This is a genomic window from Mycobacterium sp. 1164985.4, assembly GCF_001668575.1.
Lineage (GTDB): Bacteria > Actinomycetota > Actinomycetes > Mycobacteriales > Mycobacteriaceae > Mycobacterium.
This window is the reverse complement of sequence record NZ_LZMD01000055.1, coordinates 1-19,147: the sequence shown is the minus strand read 5'-3', so window position 1 is coordinate 19,147 and position 19,147 is coordinate 1. Positions and strand designations below refer to the sequence as shown.

The window sequence follows — 19,147 nt, the reverse complement described above, 5'->3', positions numbered from 1 at the left end:
ACCGGGTAGGTGGTGAACTCGTCACCGACGGTTTTGCTGATACCGCGGCGCGGTTCGGGGCGTTGGGGGTCGGGGCGCGGTTCGAGTTTGATCGCGAACCGCAGCTGGTTGACCGTGGCCACCGCCGCCATGTCGGCGTAGTGCTGATCGGAGCCTGCGCCGGCGTATTGGGCGATCACCCCGACCTGATCGAGCGAGAGCCGGCCGTCGCGCATGCCGGTGGTGCAGCGGGGGAACTCGGCGAAGCGGTGCGCGACCGCGGCCACCTTGTCGGCGGTGGCATCGGAGAGGCCCAGTTTCCAGGCCACCAGCGCCTTGACCGAGCGCACACCTTCTGCGGTGCTCCACAGCCCGTCGCGGTCGATCTCGGCGACGATCTCGACGATGCGCCCATCGATCGCATTGCGTTGGCCCGCCAATTCGGCCAACTGCTCATAGAGCTGACCCAGACGCTGCTTCGGGCCCACGACGACCGCAGCATCAGGAACAGCCATCGACACCATGACCACATCATCACAGAAGGGTCCGACAAGTTTTGGCCGTCAATCCTCCAGCGCGCGCCCGACGATCAGCGGATCGGGCTCGCCGACCACCTCGTGGTCCTTGTCGTCATAGTCGAAGCGCGACAACAGGTATCGCATCGCGTTAATCCGGCCGCGTTTCTTGTCGTTGCTCTTGACCACGATCCACGGGGCGTAGTCGGTGTCGGTGGCGACGAACATGTCCTCCTTGGCCTGGGTGTAGGCCTCCCACCGGTTGACCGCTTCCATGTCCATCGACGAGAACTTCCATTGCCGCAGCGGATCGACGAGCCGGATCGCGAACCGCGTCCGCTGCTCGGAGGGTGAGACGGAGAACCAGAACTTGGTGAGATGCAGTCCCGAATTGACGAGCATCTCCTCGAATGCCGGTGCCTGCTTCATGAACTCGGCGTGCTGTTCGGGTGTGCAGAAACCCATGACCCGCTCCACGCCGGCGCGGTTGTACCAGGAGCGGTCGAAAAGCACCATCTCCCCGGCGGTCGGAAGATGTTTGACGTATCGCTGGAAGTACCACTGCGACTTCTCTTCTTCGGTGGGCTTCTCCAGCGCGACGACGCGGGCGCCCCGAGGGTTGAGGTGCTCCATGAAGCGCTGGATCGAGCCGCCCTTGCCCGCCGCGTCCCGACCCTCGAACACGATGACGTGTCGCGCGCCGGTGCGCTTGCTCCAGTTCTGCAGCTTGAGCAGTTCGATCTGCAGGCGCCGCTTGGTGCGCTCGTATTCGTCGCGGCTCATCCGCTCGTCGTACGGGTAGCGCTCGCGCCAGGTCTGGATCGGATTTCCGTCACGGTCCAGCAGCACCGGGTCGTCTTCGTCCTCGTCGTTGACGGTGTATCCGTGGTTGTCGGTCGCGAGGGCGTCCAGGTCGATCTCTGAGTCTGCAGTCGTCATCACCGGCTCCTAATGAGCCTCGCCTACCCGCATGCCTGCGCGGCTAACCGCGCTAACCTCAGCGGGTGCGGATTCTCCGCGCCGTGGCCGGCGCCCCGTTGAGTTTCGTGTGGCTGCTCGTTCTGCTCGTCACGACGCGTGTGCAGCGCTCGGCCGGTCGTCGGGGTTCGCGACGGATCCAGCGCAGAAACTCCACGAACCTGCGCCGACTGCGGTCAGAACCGCATCGGGTACTCACCACCAGCCTGTTCTGGCTCGACGACCACAGGTGGTGGCCCTACGTCCCGGTGTTCGTCACCGTCGTCGCGCCTGCGGAGCGACGATTGCGTTGGTGGCGTTGGCTTCTCGTGGGCATCTGCGCTCACGTTATCAGCACCTACGTCGGGCAGAGCTACCTGCGGTTGCTGATCCGGAAGGGCCGAGCCCCGCAGCGGCTCGAGAACGCACGTGATGTCGGGGTGAGCTACTTCGTCCTCGGGGTGGCCGGCGCGCTGTCGGGCTACACCCGGAAGCAATGGCGACCCGGCGCCCAGGCCGTCGCGACGCTGGCGCTCGCCGGGAACGCCGCCGCCCGGCCGACATTCACCGAAGTCGGGCATCTGACAGCGTTCCTCGTCGGCCTCGCCGCAGTCCCGCCCACGCCGGACCGCGACACAAAGCCGTATCCGCCGCTACCGCGTCACAAATTCGGCGGCGGCGGGTAACGCCCGTAGACGCCCTCCGGGTCGCCCTCGGCGTAGAGCCTGGTCTCGTGATCGGCACGCGTGGCCAGGACGTCGCGGCGATACTGCTCGCGAAGCTCGTGAGCCTTCAAATCCGCGGCGGTCTTCTGTTTCCAGAAGAAGAAACCGCCGACACCGGCCATGGCCAGCAATACGAGGAGCAACCACGGATGCTGGGCGATGTTGCCGAGCACGATGAGGCCGAAGATGACGCCCGCGACGATGAGTGGAGTTCGCGACCGAGTTCTCACGTTCACGCCGCCGGCACCACCGCCTACCGCAACCGAAGCACCGGACGATCCGCTGAAGATGGCGCACAAGATCCAAATCGGGAGCCAAAGCCCGCAGGACAGAAGTGTCAGAACGAGGTGCAGTGCATGGTTTGCTCCTCCGCCAGAGGACACCGCCACGGCCACCGCTGACGGTGCCGCGACGCTCGGCGGAGGCGTGGGTGCGAAGTGCTGGGTCCACCGCTGACCGTCGTAGTAGCGCTGCCCCGGCTGACCGCCGGGATCAGGGAACCAGCCGGCGTTCACTGCGCGCGCCGTTTGGCGTCGCAGGTGTTCGTGCGCGGGGCGGAACGCCGCCCAGCCAGTCTTTTAGTCTTTCCGCGGCACACAGTGCCCCCCTCGTCGTCGACGGTCATCAAAGTGGCCACCAATCCGACGTCGGCGCTGCAAGGCAGTGTTGAAGTGCCCCCCGACAGCACTAGAAACTGATACGCACGACGCCGGATCGGCTGGCTCGGTACAGAAACTACGGAAAATCGGGGCTCCCGGGAATCAGGGATTTCCCTATGATCAGTTTGCTAGGTCAATTCGTTTCGGATTCGCGCTCGTGGCGGCGCACATCCGCATGGTCTGATGCACCCGCTGACCTCGGGGAATCGGTGCCGAGGTTTCGCGATTGCCACCTCGGGAACGATGTGGCCATGGATTGGGAATGTGCCGTCGTCGGGGGCGGGGCCGCCGGGCTGAGCGCCGCCCTCGTGTTGGGGCGGGCGAGACGTCGCACCGTCGTCATCGACGCCGACGAACAGAGCAACCGCGCCGCCAACGTCATCGGCGGAATGCTCGGCTATGACCAGCGTCCGCCGGCCGAGCTGTATGCCCAGGGGCGCCGCGAGCTGACCGCCTACCCCAGTGTCGAGTACCGCCACGGGAACGTCGTCAGCGGCCGCCCTGCCGACAACTGCTTCATCCTCGAACCTGACGACGGCGATCCGATCCTCGCCAAACGGGTTCTGCTCGCCACCGGCATGCAGTACTGCCCACCCGATCTGCCCGGCCTCGCGGAGCTGTGGGGCACCTCTGTATTCCAATGCCCGTTCTGCCACGGCTGGGAGATGCGCGACAAGCGCCTCGCCACCATGGCGGCCGGCGAAGAGGCCATGCATTCGGCGCTGATGCTGCGCGGCTGGAGCGACGACGTCGTTCTGCTCACCGACGGACGCACCGATCTCTCGCCGACCGACAAGAAGGTGCTGGAAGCCGCCAACGTCACGATCGAAGACCGCCGTGTCGTCGAATTGCTGAGTGAGGACGGACAACTCAGCGCCATCGCCTTCGCCGACGGCGACCGCTTGGCCCGCGACGGCCTGCTCGTCGAGGCCCCGCTCAAACAACGCTCACAGCTCGCCGACCAGTTGGGCGCCGCCTGCACACCCGGCCCGCTGGCCGCCGACACCATCAGCATCGACCCGATCCACCGCACGGAGGCCAGCGGCGTGTTCGCTGCGGGCGACCTGTGCAGTGAACAGCCTTACGTCGCAGGCGCGATCGCGGCGGGATCGAAGGCTGCGATGATCATCGTGCAGAGCCTGCTCGCCGACGAGTTCAGCCTGCCCTATCCGCCGATCTGACCCAGCAGCGCGTCGCACGTCACCGGCAGATCCCGAACCCTAACCCCGGTGGCGTGGTAGACCGCATTGACGACCGCAGCGGGCGAGCCGACGATACCGATCTCGCCGGCACCGCGTGAACCCATCGGATTCGAATGCGGGTCAATGTCATCGAGCCAGATCGCGTCGATGTTCGGGACGTCGGCGTGCGAGCTGATGTGGTAGGTGGCGAGGTCGCGGGTGACGACGTGACCGAACCGGTGATCGCGCACGCTCTCCTCGTGCAGCGCCATCGACAGTCCCATCGTCATTCCGCCGATCAGCTGTGATCGCAGCGTGGTCGGGTTGATCGCCCGGCCGATCGAGAACACGCCGAGCATCCGCGACATGTGGATCTCGCCGGTGTAGCGGCTCACGCGAACCTCGGCGAAGTGCGCGCCAAACGAATACATCGCATGGTCCTGGGCCTCTTCGTTTTCCGGAGCCTCAGTGAGCGTCGCGGCCCCGACCTCGGGATCGCCACCGTGGTCGTGGCGGAATTGTCGCGCTGCCGCCACGATCGCGCGGCCCCACGAGCTGATGCCCGATGATCCACCCTCCACCGACGCGGCGGGCAGTGCGGTGTCGCCGATCTGCAGCTCGACCGCGGACAGCTCACATTCGAGTGCGTCCGCCGCGATCTGTGACAACGCGGTCCAGGTGCCGGTGCCGATGTCGACGGCGCCGATCTGTACCGCATAGCGCTGCGGGGCAACACATTCGATACGGGCACTGTTGCCGGGCTGGATCATCGCCGGATACACCGCCGATGCCACACCGGTCCCGATCAGCCATTCGCCGTCGCTGCGGCTACGGGGTTTCGGATCGCGAGGTGCCCAACCGAACCGGTCGGCGCCGGTCAGCAGGCACTCGACAAGCCGGCGGTCCGACCACGGGTTGCCGGTCTCGGGGTCGACATCGGGCTCGTTGCGGATGCGCAGCTCGATCGGATCGACACCGCACTCCACAGCGAGCTCGTCCATCGCGGCCTCGAGTGCGTACGTACCCGGGCATTCGCCCGGCGCACGCATCCAGAACGGCACGGGCACATCGAGTTTCGCCAGTCGGTGTGATGTCTTGCGGTTGGTGCCGGCGTACATCATGCGCGACGGAACCGCCGTCTGCTCGGCGAACTCCTTGACCGTCGCGGTCTGCTCGACCACCTCGTGGCTGACCGCGGCGATTTTCCCGTCACGGTCCGCGCCGAGGCGGATGTGCTGGATCGTCGGCGTGCGGTATCCGACGACGTCGAACATCTGCTGGCGCGTCAACGCCAGCTTGACCGGGCGACCCGCGGCGCGTTGTGCGGCCATGACGGCGAGCGTGTTGTGCGAATGCGGTGCACCCTTGGAGCCGAATCCACCGCCGACGTGCTTGGCGATCACGCGGACCTGCTCTTTGTCCAGCCCGAACATCGTCGCCATCTGCTCACGCACCACGTGTACGCCCTGCGTCGAATCCCACAGCGTGAGACCGTCCTTGTCCCACTGAGCAATACAGGCGTGCGGCTCCATGGGGTTGTTGTGCTCGTGGGGCGTCGTGTACGTCTGATCGACGGTGATGGCCGCCTCGCGCAGCCCGGCTTCCACGTCGCCCTCGGAGGTGTCGGTGGGAAACGACGGGTTCACCTGCTCGGGCGCGTACAGCCCGGGGTGGTCACCGCGAATCTTCGTATCGTGGTCGGCGGCTTCATAGACAACCCGCACGAGACTCGCTGCATGGCGTGCTGTTTCGGCGCTCGACGCGATGACACCGCCAATGATCTGCCCGCGATAGTTCACTCGCTCGTCCTGCAGGATCGTCAGGTCACCGTCGGACGCGTCGGCAAGCCGCGGAGCGTCGAACACGGTCAACACGGCGGTGACCTCATCCAATGCCTCGGCCGCCGAGGTGTCCATCGCGGTGACGCGTCCCTTGGGGATCGTCGCTTGGACGGGGTGCACATACAGCGGTGCGTCGACGCGGTGCTCGAATGCGTAGGGGGCCGTCCCGGTGACTTTGGCCGGGCCGTCGAGGCGAGTGACGCGGGTGCCGATGGCGCGGGGTTGCAGTGCGGTCATCACTGCGCTCCGTTCGTCAGCGCGGTGAGCGTGGCGACGATGGCGCCGCGCGTCAGCTCGACCTTGAACTCGTTGCCGGGCAACGGCTCCGCCTGCTCCAGCTCGGCGTCCGCCGCTCGGCGGAAGGTGTCCTCGGTGGCGAGCGCACCGACGAGGGTCTCCTCGGCGCGACGCGCACGCCATGGCTTGTGCGCGACGCCGCCGAGCGCGATGCGGGCGCTCGTCACCGAACCGCCGTCGACGCCGAGCTCCGCGGCGACGGACGCCAACGCGAACGCGTACGACGCGCGGTCGCGGACCTTGCGGTACGTCGAACGAACGCCGGAAGGTGGCGGCGGAATCTCCACCGCGGTGATCAGCGCACCCGGCGGCAGTTCGGTGTCGCGGTCGGGGTGGTCACCGGGCAGCCGGTGAAACTCGGTCAGCGGGACACGTTGCTCACCGGAGCCGTCGACGAACACGACGGAGGCGTCGAGGGCGGCCATTGCGACGGCCATGTCCGAAGGGTGCACCGCCACACAGTGTTCGGAGGCGCCGAGGATCGCGTGGTAGCGGACGTAGCCGCCGATCGCCGAACAGCCGTCACCGGGGTTGCGCTTGTTGCACGGTGTGGTGACGTCCTGGAAGTAGACGCATCGAGTGCGCTGCAACAGGTTTCCCGCGGTGGTGGCGAGGTTGCGCAACTGACCGGACGCGGCCGACAGCAGCGCGCGGGCTAGCACCGGGTAGCGGCTACGCACGACAGGGTGCGCGGCCAGATCGCTGTTGCGGACGTCGGCGCCGACGCGCAGGGTGCCGTCGGGCAGCTGCTCGACGTCGGTGAGGGGTAGGTGGCCGACGTCGACGACGAGCGACGGCTCGAGGATGCCGAGCTTCATGTGGTCGACGAGGTTGGTGCCCCCGGCGAGGAACACGGCGTCGGGACGGTCGGCGACGGCGATGACGGCGTCCTGCACGCTGGTGGCGCGGTGGTAGTCGAAGGGGATCATCGGGCCGCCTCGCTGATGGCGGCGACGATGTTGGGGTAGGCGGCGCAGCGGCAGAGATTACCGCTCATGCGTTCGCGGATCTCGGCATCGGACAGTTCGGGCGACTGTTCGAGCTCCTCGGTGACGACGCTGGGCTGGCCGGCCTTGAACTCGTCGAGCATGCCGACGGCCGAGCAGATCTGACCCGGTGTGCAGTACCCGCACTGGAAACCGTCGTGCTCGAGAAAGGACTGGGCGACCGGGTGGAGCGCGTCGCCGTCACCGAGGCCGGACGCGGTGACGATCTCGGCGCCGTCGTGCGCGACGGCGAACGCCAGGCAGGTGGTGGCGCGGCGACCGTCGAGCAGAACCGTGCACGAACCGCACTGGCCGTGGTCGCAGCCCTTCTTGGGCGCGGTCACGCCCAGGTGTTCGCGGAGCAGGTCGAGCAGGGTGACGCGGTTGTCGACGGTCACGGCGTGCTCGGTGCCGTCGACGCACACGGTGATGTCGGTGAAGTGGGCTGACTCCATTGCACGCAGGTACCCGTGCCGGGCCTGGTGAAACGGCAGCGGGCGTCAGTCCTCGTGCGGTTTCCGCCCGAGAATCTTCTCCAGCTCGTCGGTCAAATGGTGATGGTGGTGGCGCTTGGGCCGCGAGAAGTCCAGCCCCACGTGTTCCGGACCGTAGGTCATGGCGCCGTTCTCGAGGGTGCCGACGACCATGTGCTCACAGGGCAGGCGATACATGACGCCGCCTTCGGCGTTCGTCACCCATTGAATCTCTTTCTCGTCAACACTCTCGCCGCATTCCGGGCACGTGACTGTGGTCATCGCTGGCGTCCTTCCGCTGTCTTCACGGCTGAGTCTGGTGTTGGCCGGACACCGGCGACAGTGACGAAAGGCCTCCCCAAGACGCCGAGAGTCACAAGTCAGACGGGGCCTCCGCACAATGGACGGCATGTCCCCGCAAACGTGGAACCTGGATCCGTCCGACGGCGACTTGACGATCCGCACCGGCGTCGAAGGCCGCGCGGCAAAGATGGGTCATCGCCTCACCATCGTCGTGAACACCTGGCATGCGACGGTGGGGTGGTCCGACGGCGAACCTTCCGAGGTGACACTCACCGCGGAGGTCGACTCGCTCGAGGTGCGCAGCGGCGAGGGTGGCGTGACGCCGTTGACGGGTCCGGAGAAGGCGCTCGCGCGTTCCAACGCGCTGAAAGTGCTGAATGCGAAGCGGTTTCCGCGAATCGAATTCGAAACGAGCGGTATCGAGAAGACCAGCGACGGATACCGTCTGACCGGCACGCTGCAGATCAACGGAAAGACACGCGACCAGGTCGTCGACCTGACTGTGCAGGACGTCGACGATGTGTGGCGCATGTCATCCGAATCCGAAGTGCGGCACTCCGACTTCGGCCTCAAGCCGTACTCCATGCTGATGGGCTCGATGAAGGTCGCCGACGCTGTGACCGTCGCATTCACCGCGAAACGAAATAGCCGGTAACCTGGCGCACTGAGGAAATCGCCTGTGCTGCTGCGACATCGGAGTCGCCGGCGATACCCGCTGCGGGGAGCGGGTTACGTAAGACGGCGTTGCGGGAACACCACTGGTTGCTGCGCTGTGTCGAGAAGAGAAAGGATGGCATGTGAGCTCCCCGAAGGGCGGTTCCCGTCTGGGCACGCGATTCGGGCCGTATGAGCTGAAGTCTCTGATCGGCGTCGGCGGCATGGGCGAGGTGTACCGCGCGTGGGACACCGCAAAGGAACGGACCGTGGCCATCAAGCTGCTACGTCCGGATATGGCGGCAGATCCCAACTTTCAGGAACGCTTCCGACGCGAGTCCCGCGTCGCGGCGCGCCTGCAGGAACCGCACGTCATCCCCGTTCACGACTTCGGCGACATCGACGGTGTGCTGTACATCGACATGCGCCTGGTCGAAGGCGCGAGCCTCAAGGAGTTGTTGCGGACCAACGGCCCGTTGCCGACGACGCGCGCGGTGTCGATCATCACGCAGGTGGCGTCCGCGCTGGACGCCGCCCACTCGAACGGTCTGGTGCACCGCGACATCAAGCCCGAGAACGTGCTGCTGACCCACGACGACTTCGTCTATCTCGTTGACTTCGGCATCGCCCACGGTGGCGGCGAAGCGACGGTGACCAAGACCGGCCTGGTGATCGGGTCATGTGCGTACATGGCGCCCGAACGCATCAGCGGCGAGCGTGGCGGCCCGGCCTCCGACATCTACTCGCTGACCTGCCTGCTTTATGAATGCCTGACCGGTCGTGCGCCGTACGACTCCGGCGATCTGCGCGAGATCATGGGCGCCCACCTGTTCTCGCCGCCGCCGCGGCCGAGCATCATGCGGCGTGGGATCAGCCGGGCGTTCGACGAGGTCATCGAGCGCGGTATGGCGAAGAAGCCGACGGACCGGTTCGCGAGGGCCGGCGAGCTCGCCAGGGCCGCAGCGGCCGCCACCGAGCAGGCGCCACTCACCACCCCGATCGCGCCGCCTCCGCCGCCGGCGCCCTCGACACGCCAGTTCTCGGCCGTCGACCCGAACCCGGTGAGCACCCGGTATCAGGCCGCGTACGCGCCGCTGCCGCCGCCACCGGCGAACCGCAAGCGCTTCACCCCGACGCAGATCGGCCTGGTAGCCGCGACGATCGCGCTGTTCACGGTGGCGATGGTGCTCGCCATCGTCCTGGCATTCAGCAACAACGACGGTGGATCGGCGCCGCAGACGCGGTTGGCCGCGCCGCCGTCGACGACGACCGAGACGACGGCCCCGTCCACGACGGAGACGACTCCGCCGACCACCACGACCACGACGAGCCCGACCCCGACCACCAGCGGACCGCCGATCCCCGGCGTCTCGGGCACCGATTCGCAGGGGTTCATCGGGCACACCACGCGGTGTGAAGAGGGCAGCACGCCGGTCGCGGCGATCCGCACGTCGCAGTCGCTGGCGGTGATCTGCGAGAGCGGGCAGGGCACATACCAGTACCGCGGCGAGCGGCTGCGCGACGGCGCGAACGTCCAGCTCAACGCGCAGCGGATGGGCGGCGGGTTCGTGGCCACCAATCCCGCCGACGGCGCCCGGTACGACGTGCAGCCAGGACTGCTGACGATCTCGAGCAACGGCAAGGTGGACTCGGCCGAACCGGCGCTGGAGTACGGCTCCGCAGCCCGCTAGCCAGGCGGCGATTTGGGTGCGCTATTGATCGCTAAGCGACCATTTGTGCACACAAACCGCGCCAGGTCGGCTACGGTTCGGCCAGGGAACGTCGCAGATCGGGGAGCCTCATGGACAACCGCAAGTACTCCCGAGAGAGCCAACAGGCTCGCAAACAGGAAATCGAACAGGACGCCCGCCGGCTCCGGGAGTTCGAAACCTTCTCCAAATTCTCCGACAGCGACCTCAAACGCCTGGTCGAAGCGGCCCATCGCACATCTACCTCAGGGCCGTGGCCGCTGATTCAGGAAAAGACCCCGTCGGATGCCTGCTACATCCTGCTCGACGGCGAGGTCGGCGTGTACGTCGGTCACAACCGCATCGCCGTCGTCGGCCCCGGCGAGGTGATCGGCGAGTCGGTGCTGCGTCGCGGTTCGCTGCGCAACGCGACCGTGACGACCACGGGACGCGCCGAGGTACTGCATATCAACCGCGACGACCTCGCCCGCCTGGTCGATGAGATGCCGGCGCTGCGCAAGGCCATGGACGAGACCGTCGCCCGTCACGCTCCGCAAGCCGCCGCTGAACAGAGCTGACCGAACCTAACCTCCCTGATGGTTTGACGCGAGTGTCAACCCGGGTACGCCGCGTCTATGGAACGGCTCAGTGCGTTCGATGCGACGATGCTCTACAGCGAATCATCCAGTGTCCCACTGAATGTCTGTTCCATCGCCTGTCTTGACACGTCGACCGTTCCCGGTGGCTACGACTTCGAGCGAGCCCGCGACCATCTGGCCACGCGGTTGAAGGCACTGCCTGAACTACGGGCAAAGCTCGCCAACAGTCAGCTCAACCTCGATCATCCGGTGTGGGTCGACGATGACGATCTGGACCTCGAATACCACCTGCACCGCATCGGCCTACCCGCACCGGGCGGGCGCAACGAATTGGTCGACGTTTGCTCACGCATCGCGGCCGCACCGCTCGACCGCAGCAAGCCGCTGTGGGAGATGTGGGTGATCGAAGGCATCTCCGAAACCGACCCCTTCAGCGGCGGCGATGTCGCACTGCTGATCAAGGTGCACCACGCCGCCGTGGACGGGGTGTCGGCGGCCAACCTGATCAGCACGCTGTGCGATCTCGAACCCGACAGCGCCCCGCCCGAGCCCGTCGAGGGTTTCGGCGGCGCGAGGCCCTTCGAGATCGCCGCCGGCGGTCTGGTGCGCGCGTTCATGCGTCCGCTGCAGCTGACCCGTGCGGTGCCCGCGACGATGCAGACACTCGTCAGCACCATCACCCGCGCACGCAGCGGCAACGCGATGGCGGCCCCGTTCTCGGCACCGGCGACGGTGTTCAACGCCGAGATCACCTCCGACCGCACGATCGCCGTGGCGCAGCTCGAGCTCGACGACGTCAAGAAGGTGAAGAACGCGTTCGACGTCAAGGTCAACGACGTGGTGATGGCGCTGTGCGCCGGCGCGCTGCGTGAATACCTTCTCAAGCGCGGCGAGCTGCCGGACAAGCCGCTGATCGCGGTCGTCCCGGCGTCGGTACACGACAAGTCCGACCGGCCCGGCCGCAACCAGCTCTCGGGCTTCTTCAACAACCTGCAGACCCACATCGAGGATCCCGCCGAACGCCTCCGCACCATTGCCGAATCCAGCTCTCGCGCAAAGGCCCACAGCGCCGACATCGCTCCCACGCTGCTCGCGGACGTGACCCAGGCGCTGCCACCGGCACTGTTCGGTATGGCAATGGACGTGCTGTCCCGCACGCCGCTCAAGCGCACGCCGATCCACAACGTGGTGATCTCGAATGTGGCTGGGCCGCAGGACAAGCTGTACGCGATGGGCGCCGAGATGAAGGCGCTGTATCCGCTGGGGCCGATCTTCCACGGCTCGGGGCTGAACATCACGGTGATGTCGTTGGGCGGCAAACTCAACGTCGGGATCATCTCGTGCCGGAAGCTGGTCAACGACCTTTGGGATCTTGCCGACCGCTTCGAGACCGCGCTCGACGAGTTACTGGCTGTCTGCTGAGCGCTTCACCGGCTTGATCAACCACAGCGCCAGGATGATCGCCGCGATCGGACCGACGGCCATGACCAGGCTCAACGTGTGGATCGCGTCGACGGCGTTGTGTGGCGCCTGCTCGACCACCAGCCGCGCCTGCTCGGGGTTCACCAGCTGCGCGCCGTGACCACCGTGCACGGTCAGCAGCGCCTCCCGCGTCTCGGCGCGCGTGATCCCCGAGTGAGACAGGTCGTGCGCGCTGTCGGTGAGGAACAGGTTGATGCCCACGAGCGCGAAAAGCGCGGGCCCCAGCGAATATCCGCCCTCGTTGACCGCGCTCTTCACCGCCGACACCGCGCCGCCGAGATCGTCGGGCGCACTGCTCATCATGATCGTGGCTTGCGGCGTCGTGACCAGAGCCCCGCCGACGACGATCAGCGCGGTGGTGACGAACACCGTCGTGCGTGTCGTGTCCAGGTCGTAGAACCGCATCGTCAGCAGCCCGCTGAGCATGACCGTCAGCCCGGTGACCATCACGGCGCGCGGACTGAACCGGTTCGCGGCGGGTCCGGCGGAGGTCGCGGCGACGGCGGCCAACGCGGTGGCGGGGATCAGCAGCAGGCCGAACAGCTCGTGCGACTCCTTGCGGATCGTGACGAGGTAGAACGACAGCAGCACCATCGATCCGCCGAGTACGACGTTGAACATCACCCCGGCGGTGACCGCCGCGTTGAACCGGCCCGTCCGGAACACCCGCATGTCGAGCGCGGGATCGGTCGTGCGCAATTCCTGTGCGACGAAGGCGCATCCGGCCAGCAGCCCGATGCCGATCGCGACCAGGCCGACGGCGTTGATGCCGGTCTCGATGCGCGAGACGCCGAAGATCAGCCCCAGCAGCGCGACGGCGAACAACGCCATCCCGACCACGTCGAGTCGACGCACCGCGCGCACCGTCTCCGGCACGAACCGCCACGTGACGAGCAAGCCCACCGCACCGACGATCGGAACGACGAAAAAGCAGGCGCGCCAACCGATCGCGTGCCCCAGCATTCCGCTGATAGCCGGCATCGGGGTGGCGACGGCGTAGCCCACGCCGAAGTAGGCGGCGATCGCCGCGGCCCGCCGTCCCGGCGCGAACACCGCGTTGGTGATCGCGAGCGAGAGGCCGATCAAGAACGCCGACATCACGCCCGCGCCCGCTCGCGCGATGATCAGCACCACCGGCACGGGCGACACGGCGGCGAGCAGGCTGAATGCGGTGGCGCCGGCCATCCCGAGCAGGTACATGCGGCGCATGCCGTACAGGTCGCCCAGCGCGCCGGCGCTCAGGACGGCGGCAGCCATGGTGAGCGTGGCCAGGCTGGCGACGAACGTGGACGTGGTTCCGCTGATTCCCAGGCCGGTCGAGATGAGTTGCAGGTTGGCCGAGAAGGTGGTCGGGTCGCCGATCGCGATGGCATAGCCGAGGCCCATCGCGATCACGGTCATGACAGCGGCGAGCCCCGATACCTGACGCTGCTCGGCGTCGACACGAGTACCGTCCGGCACGCGCGGGATGTTACCGGCGGAGGAGCGCCACCATCGCCTCTTTCGAGGGGACCGTCGCGGCGGTCAGCGCGATGGTGTGCCGCCCGACGGGTACCTGAACCACCGGGCCGGTCGGTTCGCCGTCGAGCAACACCGCGATATCAGGGGGAAGCGCAGCCAGTTCGACGCGGGCGACTGTGTCGGTCGAGACGTCGATGGTCGAGGTGTCCAGTGACGCAAGCCCGGCCCTGGCCACGTCGACGGTGATGCCCGCGACGCCGCTGAGTTTCAGCGTCAAGAAAGGTATCGGTTCGACGGCTGCGCCGGTGCGCCACAGCAGTTCGGTGTACAGGCCGGGGGATAGGTCGAGGTCGGGTTCCACGCCCCGATGACGCCGGATCGTCCGGGTGGGGTCGGGGCGCGCGTACGAGCGCGCGTCGACCGATGCGACCGCGCCACGCCGGCCCGCAAGGCCGGCGTCGGCCGTGACGTCCGAGAGCCACCAAATGTGTTGTGGGCCAAGGCCGAGGTCCGGTCGCACGAGTTCCGGATACCAGGAGTAGGTGATGTGTCCCGGGTCGGGTTGGCGGAGCCCGGTGCCCATGTGGGCGATCGGATCGTCGAACTCGTCGTCGAGCACCCAGGTGATGTGGTCCTCGAAGGGGTAGACGGTGAACCGGTAGCGGTAGCCCAGCCGGTCCAGCTCGAGCACCTGTGACAACACGGAGGTGATCGGGACGAGCTGGTCGAGCACGCCGTGAGCGATGACGAAGGGAAGCCATCGGGCGTTGGGTAGCAGCTCCCAGGTGTCGCCCGCGCGGGCGCAGTGGGAGTTCGGGTCGAGGTTTCCCGGGACGTCGACATTGGGCAGAAGTCGTACGCCACAGACCGGAGGACCGGCCAATACGACGGCTTGTGCAAAAACCTCCGGGTAGGTCAGCCCCAGTTTGTACGCCGCGTAGCCGCCCATGGAGTAGCCGGATACCACCGTGCGGTTGGGATCGGTGCCGAGCTGTTCGGCGACCCGTGCCCATACCTCCCACACGTCGAGTTCGCCTTCGTCGAAGTACCAGCACGACGGTCCACGGGCCAGCGGAGTCACCACCACCGATTCGCGGTCTTCGCAGACCTGATGGAGCAGTCGCGGGTCGATGGCCGCGAACTGGTTCTGCCCCAACGCAAGTGAGTGCAGCAGCAGCGTCAGCGGTAGCACGCGGCCGGATGTATAAGTGGAGGGCAGGCACACCGAGTATGGCTGCACACGGCCCAGGAACTGCGGGTCGGTACTGAAGATGTTCGTTTTCGCCACACCCTGGCCCAGCTCGATCGACGAGACGTACCACCGGGTGGACGGGCCGCACACGATCGGCTCGTCGGTGGTGACGCGATCGGCGAGTCGGTCCCACGCGATGGGCATGGAGAACTCGGTGACGTCGCCGTCGCTGAGCGCGGCGGCTTGCGCCTGATCGGACCAGAAGTTCAGGTGCGCCTTCTCTTGCTGGTGATTGCGGAAGGCGACGTTGTAGACGTTCGGCTGGCCGGGCCGCGCACCGCGAGTGGCGGGGACGTCGGCGAACGTGTCGCCCGTGTCGTCGGCCAACCCGGCGGCCAGGCGCACGGTCCAGGTGCCTTCGGGATCGACCAGACTCCGTGGCACCTTGGCGAGGAAGGACCGGGACTGCATGTCGACGGCGTGTTCGACGGGTGTCGACGACTGCGTGGTGAGGTCCATCAGCCGCGCGCCTTTGCCCGAGATGGTCAGGGCGGTGTCGATACCGGCCGAGGTGACTCCGGCCTTCGCGGGCCACTTGTTGGTGGGCGCTGCGACGCGGTCGGTGTCGAAGGTGAACAGCGCTATGGGGATTGACGCGTCGAGCAGGGTGTTCCAGTCGACGCGCCACCATGTGTGCGTGTCGGTGAGCCCGATCGCGACGCGGAAGATGTCGGCGCCGTTGCGGGCCGCGGGCCCGTCGGGGTAGACGTAGGTGCCGCGCGGGGGCACCAGTCCACCGGTCGGGATGTCGACGAGCAGACCGGTCGCACCGTGGTCGTCGTAAAGGAAATCGGTCCAGAAGAACGCGCCGTCGGCGTAGCGGCCGGTGCCGCAGGTACGGGGGAAGTCTTCGCCGAATGGCCAGCCGTCCGGTGCGGGGAGTTTCGGTTCAGGCCGCAGGGCCGCGACCGGCACACCCTCGGGCATGCCGTTGATGACTTTGAGGTCCGGTGGCGGACCGGCATCCGGCGGTTTGACGGCCTTCAAGAGGGATTCGGCTGCGCGGACTCCGATGCGAACGGGTAGCAGCGCCAGGTCGATGAGGGACATGGCCCCAACGTAGGAGCAGTGCGGTGTCCCGCGGGGATTTACGGCGGCACTCTCAGCAAGGCGCCTCGATCTGGAAGGGCATCGTGCGGGTCTGGCCCGGATGGGCCCGGTCAGTGCCGACGACGGTGCCGGAAATGGTGTACACGTTGCCCTGCGTCGTGGCGTCGGCCTTACCGGCCTCGCCGCCGGCGGCGCCATCGATCTCGTTGATGTTCTCGATGTTGACGGTGCGGACAATCGGCTTCGCGCCGCCGAGTTCCAGGAAGATCTGGGCCCTGCCCGGCTTCGCCTTCGCGTCGATCATCATGGACCACTCCTGCTGCGTGCAGTCGACGCTCTGAGTGTTCAGCGTGGTTCCGTCGATGGTGATTCGGCCGGATTGTGCCGGTTCTTCCGACGGTGTCGGACCGGTCAGGCCGCACCCCGAGAGCACGGCGGCTGCCGCCACTAAAGCCGAACGAGACTTGATCCCCATCGCATACCTCCACCCCTGACCTGGGAGGCTACCCCGGTCGCCGGCGTCGTAGGTCGTTCATGGACCGTTTTGCGGGGAAGCGCCCAGGGTAAATGAGCCGCATGTCAGGCAGTCCGGCGACATCATGAGCTTCAAGGGCGCCGTCAACGGGGCCACTGACAGCCGTACCGTCCGAGTGATCGCACGTGCCGGCTATCCGGTCAGTGGGCTGCTGCATCTGCTCATTGCGTACATGATCGGACGTATCGCGTTGGGCCGAAGTGGCGAGGCCGACCAGACGGGTGCGTTGGCGACGCTCGCCGCACAGGGCGGGGGCGTGCTGTCGCTGTGGGTCGTCGCCGTCGGGCTATTCGCTCTTGCAATGTGGAGGCTCGCCGAAACGGTGCTGGGTCTTCATCCGGGTGAATGCACCTACGCCGACAAACGCCACTCGCCGGTTGTCAACAGGCTGAAGGCCTTTGGCTTGGCAATTGTCTACATCGCGATCGCCGTCACCGCCATTCAGTTCGCCCTCGGCGCGGGTCGACGCGGAAGCGAGCGAGCTGCGGGGCTCAGCGCGAGGCTCATGCAGTCCGACGGCGGCCGGGTGATTCTGGTCGTCACCGGTCTGGCGATTGCCGCGATCGGCGGATACATCGTCTACAAGGGTGCCTCGCGCAAGTTCCTCGAGGACCTCACGGTGCCGGGTGGACGCCTCATCACCGCGTTGGGGATTTGCGGTCACGTCGCCGAAGGCGTCGTGCTGTTTGCCGCCGGCGTCTCCGTGATAGGGGCGACGTACCTGAGCGATCCAGCCAGAGCGACGGGCCTCGACGGCGCGGTGAAGGCCATGGCTCGCAACGACTTGGGCTCAGCGATCTTGATCGCTGCGGCAACAGGTTTCGCGGCCTACGGCTTTTACAGCTTCGCGTTGGCCCGCTACTCCCGGATGTGACGTTTCCGGTTGTGCACGTCGAGGTATCCGAGCGGAAGTCGAGCCCGAGGAGGAACAACGTGAGCGCAGCGGACAAGGCAAGGAACAAGGTCGACAACCTCGCCGGCAAAGCGAAGGAAACCGTCGGCAACCTGACCGGCGACGCGCGCACCCGCGACGAGGGCCGCAGTGACCAGGCGGTCGCCAACTTCCGCGACGCGGGCGAGAAGATCAAGGACGCCTTCAAGAAGTAGCACCCGGGTTCAGTCGTAGATGATTGCCAGTCCTCGGCGCCGGAGGTCTTCAAGGCCGTCCAGCATGCCCTGAAGCTGCTCGGGTGTGTGTCCCACCCAATCGGCGATCTCGCCGACGATCTTCACCGGTTCGCGGGTGCGATAGGACCGTGTCGGGTTGCCGGGCAGCTTCTTGTCGGTGACGTTGGGGTCGTCCTCGACCTCGCCCAGTGGCTCGACGATGTAGATGCGTCCGCGTCCCTCGCCTGCTGCCAGCTCGGCGCCCCAGGTGGCGGCGTCCAGCGTCTGCGTGATGTAGACGTGGTTGGAGATGCGCCCGTCTTCGAAGTTCGACGGGCGCCCGGGCACCAGCAGATCACCCACGGCGAGGTCGGCCTTGGTGCCGTGAAAATAGGCACCAGACTCGTGGACTTCGAACGGTTTTGGCGGGTTCGACACACTGCTCCTTCGTCCGTTGCGTGCGTGGCCGGACGATTGTGCAGCAGGTCAGGGGCCTTGCCGCAAGCCCCACCCCCTGACGTAAAGTGAGAATGGGCCGACGTTCGCAGGCCTACTTGCCGGAAATCTTCTTCGCAGCGTCGGCGTCGTCGATGACAGCCAAACCCTCGTGGTCTTGGGTCGAAGGGCTTCGGGGGGCGGGGTAGGTCTCGTGGCGGTAGGGCCGGTCGGAATTCAGTTCCCACGGAAACGGCATACGCTCTCCATCGGCGTCGGCAATAGCCGAAGACGCTACGGAACATTCGGCGGAGCCGGGTAACTATCCGGTACGGGATGTATTGCGATTGAAGAACTTGAATTCTTCTGGCGTGCTGTTTATTCGGGCTTCTCGAAGTGTTGGTAGTCCTTCGGGTCTTCCCAATCGCCGCCCCATGTCCATCCGCGGTCGGTGAAAATCTTGACCGCGGCGTCGCCGTCGTGCAGCAGGCCCGGATCGATGCGGGTGCGGTCGAGATAGGCTCCGGCGGTAGCGGGCTCGAGGTCACCGCTGTCGGCGATGTACGGGTTGATGAGCGGATTGATGTCGATGGCACGGCCGTAGGCGTGGAAGGACCAGTTGCCCGACCCGGGGATGCCGCGGCAGCTGAACGCCGACGTGTTGTTGTCGCGCATCGACAGTTCGTCTTCGGCGCCCGGGTAGTGATCGGGCGTCTGCATCTTCTCGATCGGGTAGCGCGCTTCGCGCAGCTGCTCGAAGATCTCGATGACCTCGGGCACCAGGTCCTCGTGTACGACCAGCTCGCCGCGACGGGTCTGCGAATCCATTCCGAGGAAGTCGATTTCGATGCGCCGTAGCCGCTCTGGAGCCACGGGACAACCGGGACGCCAACTTTCACCAAGGTCGGCGGCGGTGACGGGAGAGACTCCGGTAGGCGCTGAAGTGGTGGGGGACACACCCGAGCAGC

21 protein-coding genes are annotated in these 19,147 nt (G+C 66.6%); 8 read left to right on the top strand and 13 right to left on the bottom strand.

The features are described 5' to 3' along the window. Together A5650_RS08975 and ppk2 are read right to left on the bottom strand one after the other, a co-directional pair. Positions 1-500: DUF222 domain-containing protein (locus tag A5650_RS08975; protein WP_502687059.1), on the bottom strand; the 500-nt coding region annotated here is incomplete at its 3' end. A 42-nt stretch (positions 501-542) separates the two neighbouring features. Then, a complete protein-coding gene (gene ppk2 / locus A5650_RS08970) occupies positions 543-1,433 on the bottom strand; it encodes a polyphosphate kinase 2 (protein ID WP_067289246.1) in 891 nt (296 codons plus the stop codon). A 65-nt stretch (positions 1,434-1,498) separates the two neighbouring features. Between ppk2 and A5650_RS08965 the strand changes: the two genes are divergently transcribed. Continuing rightward, entirely contained in the window at positions 1,499-2,137 is a 639-nt protein-coding gene (locus tag A5650_RS08965; protein WP_067289243.1) for a rhomboid-like protein, read from the top strand. Here the strand turns inward: A5650_RS08965 and A5650_RS08960 are convergent. Next, positions 2,113-2,691 carry a DUF2510 domain-containing protein gene (locus A5650_RS08960; RefSeq protein WP_067289239.1) on the bottom strand — a complete coding sequence of 193 codons (579 nt, stop codon included), beginning with the start codon at positions 2,689-2,691 and terminating at the stop codon, positions 2,113-2,115. The two genes, A5650_RS08965 and A5650_RS08960, sit on opposite strands and share 25 nt — an antisense overlap. A gap of 395 nt (positions 2,692-3,086) precedes the next feature. Between A5650_RS08960 and A5650_RS08955 the strand changes: the two genes are divergently transcribed. Further along, a complete protein-coding gene (locus A5650_RS08955) occupies positions 3,087-4,016 on the top strand; it encodes an NAD(P)/FAD-dependent oxidoreductase (RefSeq protein ID WP_067289236.1) in 930 nt (309 codons plus the stop codon). Here the strand turns inward: A5650_RS08955 and A5650_RS08950 are convergent. Genes A5650_RS08950 through A5650_RS08935 form a run of 4 tightly spaced genes read right to left on the bottom strand, consistent with a single transcriptional unit; the run spans position 4,001 to position 7,895 of the window. Next, positions 4,001-6,094 (bottom strand): xanthine dehydrogenase family protein molybdopterin-binding subunit, encoded by a 2,094-nt coding sequence (locus A5650_RS08950; RefSeq protein ID WP_067289263.1) that lies wholly within the window; start codon positions 6,092-6,094, stop codon positions 4,001-4,003. The genes A5650_RS08955 and A5650_RS08950 overlap by 16 nt on opposite strands. Next, on the bottom strand, positions 6,094-7,083 hold the full coding sequence (locus A5650_RS08945; RefSeq protein ID WP_067289232.1) for an FAD binding domain-containing protein: 990 nt from the start codon (positions 7,081-7,083) through the stop codon (positions 6,094-6,096). Before A5650_RS08945 ends, A5650_RS08950 begins: the two co-directional genes overlap by 1 nt. Then, positions 7,080-7,595 carry a 2Fe-2S iron-sulfur cluster-binding protein gene (locus tag A5650_RS08940; RefSeq protein WP_067289228.1) on the bottom strand — a complete coding sequence of 172 codons (516 nt, stop codon included), beginning with the start codon at positions 7,593-7,595 and terminating at the stop codon, positions 7,080-7,082. The genes A5650_RS08945 and A5650_RS08940 overlap by 4 nt, the downstream gene beginning before the upstream one ends. A gap of 45 nt (positions 7,596-7,640) precedes the next feature. Continuing rightward, the gene (locus tag A5650_RS08935) at positions 7,641-7,895 is read right to left on the bottom strand and encodes a hypothetical protein (protein WP_156744056.1); all 255 of its coding nucleotides are present in this window, start codon (positions 7,893-7,895) and stop codon (positions 7,641-7,643) included. 127 nt (positions 7,896-8,022) lie between these two features. Here A5650_RS08935 and A5650_RS08930 point away from each other — a divergent pair, with 127 nt between their 5' ends. The 4 genes from A5650_RS08930 to A5650_RS08915 all read left to right on the top strand — a co-directional run bounded on the left by A5650_RS08930 (position 8,023) and on the right by A5650_RS08915 (position 12,279). After that, positions 8,023-8,571, top strand: a complete 549-nt coding sequence (locus A5650_RS08930; RefSeq protein ID WP_067289260.1) for a YceI family protein — start codon at positions 8,023-8,025, stop codon at positions 8,569-8,571. 142 nt (positions 8,572-8,713) lie between these two features. Beyond that, a complete protein-coding gene (locus A5650_RS08925) occupies positions 8,714-10,261 on the top strand; it encodes a serine/threonine-protein kinase (protein ID WP_067289224.1) in 1,548 nt (515 codons plus the stop codon). 110 nt (positions 10,262-10,371) lie between these two features. After that, positions 10,372-10,836, top strand: a complete 465-nt coding sequence (locus A5650_RS08920; protein ID WP_067289221.1) for a cyclic nucleotide-binding domain-containing protein — start codon at positions 10,372-10,374, stop codon at positions 10,834-10,836. 57 nt (positions 10,837-10,893) lie between these two features. Then, positions 10,894-12,279 (top strand): WS/DGAT/MGAT family O-acyltransferase, encoded by a 1,386-nt coding sequence (locus A5650_RS08915; RefSeq protein WP_067289218.1) that lies wholly within the window; start codon positions 10,894-10,896, stop codon positions 12,277-12,279. Here A5650_RS08915 and A5650_RS08910 read toward each other — a convergent pair. From A5650_RS08910 to A5650_RS08900, 3 genes are read right to left on the bottom strand one after another with little or no spacing between them, the layout of a single operon-like run. Beyond that, positions 12,262-13,800, bottom strand: coding sequence for an MFS transporter (locus A5650_RS08910; RefSeq protein WP_231992575.1), 1,539 nt, complete (start codon positions 13,798-13,800; stop codon positions 12,262-12,264). The two genes, A5650_RS08915 and A5650_RS08910, sit on opposite strands and share 18 nt — an antisense overlap. Before the next feature lie 10 nt (positions 13,801-13,810). After that, a complete protein-coding gene (locus A5650_RS08905; protein WP_067289214.1) occupies positions 13,811-16,102 on the bottom strand; it encodes an alpha/beta hydrolase-fold protein in 2,292 nt (763 codons plus the stop codon). 52 nt (positions 16,103-16,154) lie between these two features. After that, a complete protein-coding gene (locus A5650_RS08900) occupies positions 16,155-16,577 on the bottom strand; it encodes a lipoprotein LpqH (protein WP_067289211.1) in 423 nt (140 codons plus the stop codon). A 124-nt stretch (positions 16,578-16,701) separates the two neighbouring features. Between A5650_RS08900 and A5650_RS08895 the strand changes: the two genes are divergently transcribed. Together A5650_RS08895 and A5650_RS08890 are read left to right on the top strand one after the other, a co-directional pair. Continuing rightward, on the top strand, positions 16,702-17,511 hold the full coding sequence (locus A5650_RS08895; RefSeq protein ID WP_067289208.1) for a DUF1206 domain-containing protein: 810 nt from the start codon (positions 16,702-16,704) through the stop codon (positions 17,509-17,511). Positions 17,512-17,570: 59 nt separating this feature from the next. Next, complete coding sequence (locus A5650_RS08890; protein WP_067289255.1) at positions 17,571-17,744, top strand: CsbD family protein; 174 nt, start codon at positions 17,571-17,573, stop codon at positions 17,742-17,744. Between the two features lie 9 nt (positions 17,745-17,753). On the opposite strand, the gene arr is transcribed toward A5650_RS08890, so the two are convergent. From arr to A5650_RS08880, 3 genes are all read right to left on the bottom strand, one after another. Next, a complete protein-coding gene (arr, locus tag A5650_RS08885; protein WP_067289205.1) occupies positions 17,754-18,182 on the bottom strand; it encodes an NAD(+)--rifampin ADP-ribosyltransferase in 429 nt (142 codons plus the stop codon). A 112-nt stretch (positions 18,183-18,294) separates the two neighbouring features. Then, on the bottom strand, positions 18,295-18,438 hold the full coding sequence (locus A5650_RS26735) for a hypothetical protein (RefSeq protein ID WP_156744055.1): 144 nt from the start codon (positions 18,436-18,438) through the stop codon (positions 18,295-18,297). Between the two features lie 119 nt (positions 18,439-18,557). Beyond that, positions 18,558-19,147, bottom strand: a 590-nt coding sequence (locus A5650_RS08880) for a M15 family metallopeptidase (RefSeq protein ID WP_231992574.1), incomplete at its 5' end; no start/stop codon positions are given.